The sequence below is a fragment of the Trichocoleus sp. FACHB-40 genome (assembly GCF_014695915.1).
GTDB lineage: Bacteria > Cyanobacteriota > Cyanobacteriia > Cyanobacteriales > FACHB-T130 > Funiculus > Funiculus sociatus.
In genome coordinates, this window is record NZ_JACJPF010000013.1 from 1 (window position 1) to 6,756 (window position 6,756).

General features: G+C 46.0%; 6 protein-coding genes and 1 pseudogene. 3 read left to right on the forward strand and 4 right to left on the reverse strand.

Annotated elements, in window-relative coordinates; translation table 11 throughout:
• A pseudogene (locus H6F63_RS00270) lies at window positions 1–155 on the forward strand (IS630 family transposase); the annotation flags it as partial.
• Window positions 156–173: 18 nt separating this feature from the next.
• On the opposite strand, the gene H6F63_RS00275 reads toward H6F63_RS00270, so the two are convergent.
• The 3 genes from H6F63_RS00275 to H6F63_RS00285 form a co-directional block, all read right to left on the reverse strand.
• Window positions 174–476, reverse strand: a complete 303-nt coding sequence (locus H6F63_RS00275) for a hypothetical protein (protein ID WP_190633895.1) — start codon at window positions 474–476, stop codon at window positions 174–176.
• 282 nt (window positions 477–758) lie between these two features.
• Window positions 759–2,039 (reverse strand): glycosyltransferase, encoded by a 1,281-nt coding sequence (locus H6F63_RS00280; RefSeq protein WP_190633897.1) that lies wholly within the window; start codon window positions 2,037–2,039, stop codon window positions 759–761.
• Between the two features lie 448 nt (window positions 2,040–2,487).
• Entirely contained in the window at window positions 2,488–2,739 is a 252-nt protein-coding gene (locus H6F63_RS00285) for a DUF4278 domain-containing protein (protein ID WP_190633899.1), read from the reverse strand.
• A 770-nt stretch (window positions 2,740–3,509) separates the two neighbouring features.
• Here H6F63_RS00285 and H6F63_RS00290 point away from each other — a divergent pair.
• Window positions 3,510–4,181 (forward strand): response regulator transcription factor, encoded by a 672-nt coding sequence (locus H6F63_RS00290; RefSeq protein WP_190633900.1) that lies wholly within the window; start codon window positions 3,510–3,512, stop codon window positions 4,179–4,181.
• A gap of 24 nt (window positions 4,182–4,205) precedes the next feature.
• Complete coding sequence (locus tag H6F63_RS00295) at window positions 4,206–6,158, forward strand: CHASE2 domain-containing protein (protein ID WP_190633902.1); 1,953 nt, start codon at window positions 4,206–4,208, stop codon at window positions 6,156–6,158.
• Between the two features lie 211 nt (window positions 6,159–6,369).
• Here the strand turns inward: H6F63_RS00295 and H6F63_RS00300 are convergent.
• Window positions 6,370–6,756 (reverse strand): dihydroxy-acid dehydratase (locus H6F63_RS00300; RefSeq protein WP_190633904.1); only part of this gene is annotated, 387 nt, incomplete at its 5' end.

Sequence of the window (6,756 nt, forward strand, 5' to 3'; positions counted from 1 at the left end):
AACTTGTTTGGCATTCAGCTAAAGAATATATAGCTCATAGACTATTTGAGTCAGCAGAACAACTAGAAGAGTTGTTAAATAAATTACTAAATGAAGGAGGACTTATTATTAAATGGGAACGAAAAATTAAAAACAAAGGTAATGCTGTTTATTAAATTTAGCTGCTACGCAGCTTAGCTTGCCACAATCGTGGCAAAATTCGAGTAATCGGCTTTATCGACAAGTGCACCTTGCAACAGCAGGACAACGGGGAACAAATCAGTGTTGGTATCGGCATCCGGCAGGAATGGGAAGTAGATATCAGCCGGATCGCCATTCGTGGCAATCGTTGTGGTGTAGCTATTGACCTCCTTGAATAAGGGTTCGGCACTGAACGTAGTGGCGATAGCTGATACCGCTGTTCCTAAAGTCATGAAGGTCGCTCCGAACGCAACCACTGAGAACCGCTTCTTCTGAGAGATATTGTTGAATAACATATTATTTGTCGTCTTAACAAATTGTTGTCGTTGGGCGCTTCTATCGCTACCAAACCCTAGATATATCTGGATAAAGAAAAGCTGAAGTTAAAACAATTTATCGATCGCTGAGGGATTCCTATCAAAATGTTACTTAGCCTAAAGCCCCTATCGTAAAAGATTTGAAAGGTTTTTGGATTAACGACACTAATGTGTTAATAGCGACAAATAATTTGTTATCTGACAGTTCCCATCACAGAGCGAGCGCAGAAGTTTTCGGTCTACTGACATTAACCCTATTTTTCAAACGGTCGATGGCTCAAGAACACACGCTTCGATCCGTCTGAGCACCTCCATCTCTGTGTTGCGGCTCGCGAACTCCAGCGCCAGCTCCTTCGCCCGCTCACTATACACAGGGTTGTCGAGAACTTCTCTGGCCGCTGCACGTAAGTCCTCTGCCGTTGCTTGATTGGTTCTCAGGTCGATTCCGACACCAGCCCACTGCACATGTGCCGATACCTCTCCCTTGTCCTCCGTCATCCCTGCCGAGACTATCGGAATCCCATGCGCGAGCGCCAGATTTACCGTGCCATATCCTCCGTTCGTGACCAGCAGATCCACACTCGGCATAATCAATTCGTAAGGCAGAAACGACGCAAGGTAGGCATTTGCCGGAATATCGGTAAGAATCGACTCGATCGGTTGTCCTCCCGTGCTTACCAGAACGATCACGTCCTCTTCCTTAGCGAGTCCAGTCAACGTCGGACCAATAAGTTGCTCGAAGTTTCGGTTCGCGATCGTTCCCTGAGTCACAAGAACTAGGCGCTTTGTCCGATCGAGTTCATGCCCCCAGGGCAGCGCCGGCTGCCCTGGGGGCATCGGTAGAAGACCGATATAGTGCACATGCGACGAGGAGAACGAATCATCCGAATACTGGAAACTCTCGATTCCGTGTTGCAGATAAAGATCCGGCAGCACAGACATGCTCTCCAGGGGGGAATACGGTAGCGGACCGTAGCCAAGTTCGGCTAGGGCCTTATCTACCCCAGCCTTGGCTGGCTGATGAAACACACGCTCTCGTCTCTCACGTTCTGCAAGCTGCTCTTTCTCCGACATGCCCGGTTGTGGCGGACTCGCACTGAACAGATTCAGTAGCGAAACGCCCAGATGCACAATCGCGGGACGTTCCTCGCGTGCTCCCAGAAGCATTGGCAGCGTACCGAAGAACAACGAATCTGCCACAATGACATCCGCAGGAAAGTCTTGCAGAGCCTGCTTGAGTCCTGCTGCCTGCCCGCCGATCTTTTTCGCAAAGAAATATTCGAGGTCGAAGGCTGCCATTTCCAGTCCTGGATTTGGATTCTTCGCCTGCTTCAACTCCAAGAAGAAAGCCATCGCATCAGTGGAACTGTTGGTTTCCGGAGGCTCCGGAGTAAACGGCACCCCTGCCGCCTCCACCATCGACCTCAACTTAGGTGCCGTCTGTACAACTACCTCGTGATTGTGTTTTATAAGAATGTTGGCGACTGCTAGCAGTGGATTCAAATGGCCTAGTCCGGCTGTTGATGCAATTAATACTTTCATTGGAAATCCTTTAGTATGGTTCGGTGTTTAGTGGATTGTTTTCTTGATGGTCTGATTAACCGCCAAGGTACTTAACCTAGCTGTCAATCATGTCTTCATTCTTCAATAGACATTCCATTTAGCCCACGCAAGTTCCTTGAGTTAAAGCTGCAACTTATCGTCAAGCGTGGTATTGTTCAGGAAAAAAGGCACTTGTCAGATAACAAATTATTTGTCGCTATTAACACATTAGTGTCCTTAATCCAGAAAACTTTCAAATCTTTTACGATAGGGGTTTTGGGCTAAGTAATACTTTGGTGGAGATTCCTCTTTAAAGCCATACTTCTCTTAAGTCCAGCTTTTATTCATCCAAATATATCTATGCTTTGGTAGCGATAGAAACGCTCAATGACAACGATTTGTTAAGAGAACAAATAATTTGTTATTCGACACCAGCAATACCTAGGAACTAACAAGCATGTTCGATATCGTTAATGCTGCTGCCCTTTGGTTCTCTTGATAGCAAATCTCCAGAATTTTTACCTTTAATATAAGCAAATCCACGAAACTTCAAATTCACAATGGAGTGAGGTACAGTGAGATTAACGGGATGTTTAATTTTGTAATCTGTGCCCCGGAATTTAGCATTAATTTCGCTCTTTACAGTCTCAATGGATTGAGGATTATATTCGTAGGAGTTGCCACGATATTGTAATTTCATTTGCTTGCTCTCCTGGGAATGAAGATTGAATAAAGAAGCTTTAATTCAAAGAATAAATGAATTAGCTAAGGGATTCATTCACCTTCTGTGCTTAGTCGATCGCATAGATTAGGCAAAGCCCTCGCGTAACTGTGTACTCGTCATTGCACAAAACTGCAATATAGAAAGAAGCCCGTCGTAGCTATTGCTCTTCAAGAAGTCTAATCTTGGTACAATAAGGGTTTGGCACTGTTGCAATGAGAACGGCATGAAGAGGCGCTCCCTGGGAACCCCCCAAATCACTTTGCACAAGTGTGCAATCAAGTTGACATAACTGTGAAATGAATTGCTTAGTCGATTTAGATACCTTATAAATAGTCAACAATTTTAGAATTTAGCTTAACGATTTGCATCGCTATCAACTGTACGGGAAAGACCTATACTCACATCTTGCAGCTATCCATTCATCCGCCAGGAACATAAGTTCTTGGCGGTTGGAAAAGTTGGTGCGAGATAGAAGTTAAAGAAAAAAGCGATTTTTCAACCCTTTTTCCCCTTCTCCTTTATCCTTTCTTCTATCAAAGCCCGATGCCATGACTCATATCTTGCACCAAGCCCTCAGAAGGGAATTCTGGGGTTATACAAACCAAGTCTGCCTGCACGGACTAACCGAAAATCAAGCCTTTTGAAACCTGCCTAGGCAGGTTTCGTTTGTGTAGCTGCGGTTTCAAACGCCCGGTGCAAGATATGAGATGAGGTACAGTAACGTTGTCAACTTCGAGGTTTCAACGATGAGTCAAGATTTACTAGAACAAGGGACGCTCAAAATACTTGTGGTGGATGACCACGAATTAATCCTAAGTGGAACCCTCGACTTGCTCAAACAGCACTACCCACAAGCCGAAATCCTCACCGCCAAAACAACGCAGGACGCACTCCAGCAAGTCAAAGCATTTGGGCCCGACTTAGTGATTATGGATCTTTCTCTGCCAGAAACTTCCGGGGACACAGCCGAAATCAATCGAGGCATTAAAAGCCTGGGGACTTTAATGAAAAACTATCCCACCCTCAATCTGGTGGTACAAAGCAGCTATGTAAAAGCACTGGTGCGGATTAAACCTGACATTGACGCTCACGAAGGAGGGTTCACCGTAGCTGACAAAGGACTTTCCAGCCAGGAGATGTTGAGCCGAATTGATTTGGCACTCAAAGGAGTCACCCATACCAAAGACCTAAAAATGCCACCAGGGGAAGTCAAGCCAGAGTGGATTGAGGTACTCAATCTCGCCTTTGAAGAAGGGCTGGAAGATAAAGTGATTGCTGAACGGATGCGAGTAGCACCCAGAACGGTACGTCACTACTGGACTAAAGTTCAAGACGTTTTAGGCGTTTACCCGGAAGATGGCAAAAGTCTCCGCATTCAAACAGAGAAACGAGCCAGAGAAGAGGGGTTTATTGATTGATAAATAAAGTTAAGGAAGAAACTGTTGCTGTCCGCTATTTGGAGCAAAATTAGAAAGGAATTTACCATCTGGTCTATAGGAGCATTACCAGGAATTGCCGCTATAGGGCTGGTCATACTCGTTCGCCTGACTGGGGCACTGCAATTGATAGAATGGGTAACTCTCGACTCCTTTCTCCGCTTACGCCCACCCGAACCTATCGACTCACGAGTTGTCATTGTCGGAATTGATGAGGAGGATATCCGACGTGCAGGAACTTACCCAATACCCGATCGCGAGATTGCCAAACTGCTCTTGACATTGCAGAAATACCAACCCAGAGCAATCGGTCTTGATATTGTAAGGGATATACCCGTCGAACCCGGTCATGTGGAACTGGTTGCAGCATTTAAAGATATTAAAAATCTGATTGCAGTTGAAAAAGTCTTACCTATCTCCATTAAGCCACCCCCCGACCTATCCCCAGAACAAATCGGTTTTGTAGATTACCTTTCCGATGATGACGGCAAAGTCAGGCGTGCACTACTTGGAACGAATAGACCTGAAGACGATAAAAAATATGCATTTTCCCTGTCTTTACGGCTGGCAGAAGCTTATCTCAAGGCTGAAGGCATTAAACTGAGCAATGGCATTCGCGATCGCAATGCGATGCGGTTTGGTTTGACTGAACTCCCTCGCTTTTTCTCCAATTCTGGAGGCTACGTGCGAACTGATGATTTTGGAGTTCAGCTACTTCTCAATTATCACAACGGTCGAGAACGATTTCGCACGCTATCTCTTAAAGAGATTAACGATATTGAAGCTGGGAATGGTAATCCCAATGTGCTGCGCGATGCCTTCAGCGCACGCATTGTTCTGATTGGGGTAACGGCTCCTAGTATTAAAGACTTTATCAATACCTCTGCGATCGCTAATTTGCAACCACCGGGGAAAATTTATGGCGTAGAATTTCATGCCCATGTCACCAGCCAAATTGTCAGCGCCGTTCTCGATGGACGACCCGTTTTAAAAACCTGGTCACAGGGTTGGGAATATCTCTGGATTGTCAGTTGGGGCGTTTTAGCTATTTATCTGGGTCGGCTGACTCAATCTCCTCTGAGAAACCTGGTGTATGTCGCCGTTGTCAGCCTTGGGTTAGTGGCAATTGGTTATGCTTTCATCGCCGGGGGATGGTGGATTCCAGTATCACCCGCGCTACTCGTTTTGGTCATCAATGGTGCAATATTGAGTGCTTTCTATCAATACGACCAATTTTTGAGGTCTCAGATTAAAATACGCCAACACACCATCGAACGGACATTTAATGTCATTCATAATGGACCCCTGCAAACACTAGCCAATATTTTGCGGCACGTCCAAGACCAAGATATAGAACAAAATCGATTGCTCGAAGAACTGAAAAATCTGAACTCAGAAATCCGAGAAATCGGCGAATATCTGAAACTAGAAGCCCTAGACCGAGAGGAAAGTCTCCGTCTCGGCAGTGGTCTAATCCTAGACTTAAACCTGCCAATTCGCGACCTGCTCTATGAAGTTTACAGCTATACACTCCAGCGGAACTTTCCCTGCTTTAAAACGCTCAAAGTTAAAGCTTATTCGTTCGATCCAATTGAGGAGCAATATTTGACCCTCGAACAAAAGCGAGAACTCTGCCAATATTTGGAGGAAGCGTTGTGCAATGTCGGAAAACATGCCAAAGGATTGACCCGTCTCAGTGCTACTGGTAAGCAAATTGAAGGCTGGTACACTCTGAGCATTAAAGATAATGGGGCTGGCATTCACTCGTGTTGTGAAGGGCGAGGAACGAAGCAGTGTCTAAATGTAGCGAGAAAATTAAGAGGAGAGTTTCAGCGAAAGTCTCTCCCAGAGAAAGGAACTCTATGTGAGTTAACGTGGCCTATTGCGGGGAAACACTGGAGCTTTGCCCAAATAGGACGTAAACTCAAAATCCAGATTGTGAAATGGTTTAGAACTTAAGCGATATCTCACTGATTCGGCGTTGCATAATTGGGGGATCAATTGTCATTCTGAGCGTAACAAAGTGTAGTCTTAAACAGGAGAATTAGGATGATTTCGGGTAGAAAATGTCGCCACTTAAACAGAGAAGAAGCAGACACTACGAGGGTGGCGTAGCAAGGATAGACTCTACCACCTTACCATTGACCTGTGTTTGTGTCTGGGTATTTCTCTACTCCAGCATTTCCAGGTTTCGTACCGCGCCTTGATCCGCGCTAGTTGCCAGCAGCGCATAAGCCTTGAGTGCCGCACTCACCCGACGCTGCCTCTTCTGTGCAGGCTTCCAGGCATCTTTGCCTTTCGCTTCCATTGCAGCACGACGGTTGGCTAATTCCTCCGCCGATAGCTCCACATTGATCCGGCGATTGGGGATGTCGATTTGGATCGGATCGCCACTCTGAACCAGCGCAATGTTCCCGCCCGCCGCCGCCTCTGGAGAGGCATGACCAATCGACAGACCCGAAGTACCGCCAGAAAAGCGGCCATCGGTCAATAATGCACAAACCTTGCCCAGTCCTTTAGATTTAAGGTAACTGGTCGGATAGAGCATCTCCTGCAT

What these genes read in the sequence shown, in the direction of transcription:
- H6F63_RS00275 (WP_190633895.1), bottom strand. Translation starts at nt 476, where the DNA reads ATGTTATTCAACAATATCTCTCAGAAGAAGCGGTTCTCAGTGGTTGCG.
- H6F63_RS00280 (WP_190633897.1), bottom strand. Translation starts at nt 2,039, where the DNA reads ATGAAAGTATTAATTGCATCAACAGCCGGACTAGGCCATTTGAATCCA.
- H6F63_RS00285 (WP_190633899.1), bottom strand. Translation starts at nt 2,739, where the DNA reads ATGAAATTACAATATCGTGGCAACTCCTACGAATATAATCCTCAATCC.
- H6F63_RS00290 (WP_190633900.1), top strand. Translation starts at nt 3,510, where the DNA reads ATGAGTCAAGATTTACTAGAACAAGGGACGCTCAAAATACTTGTGGTG.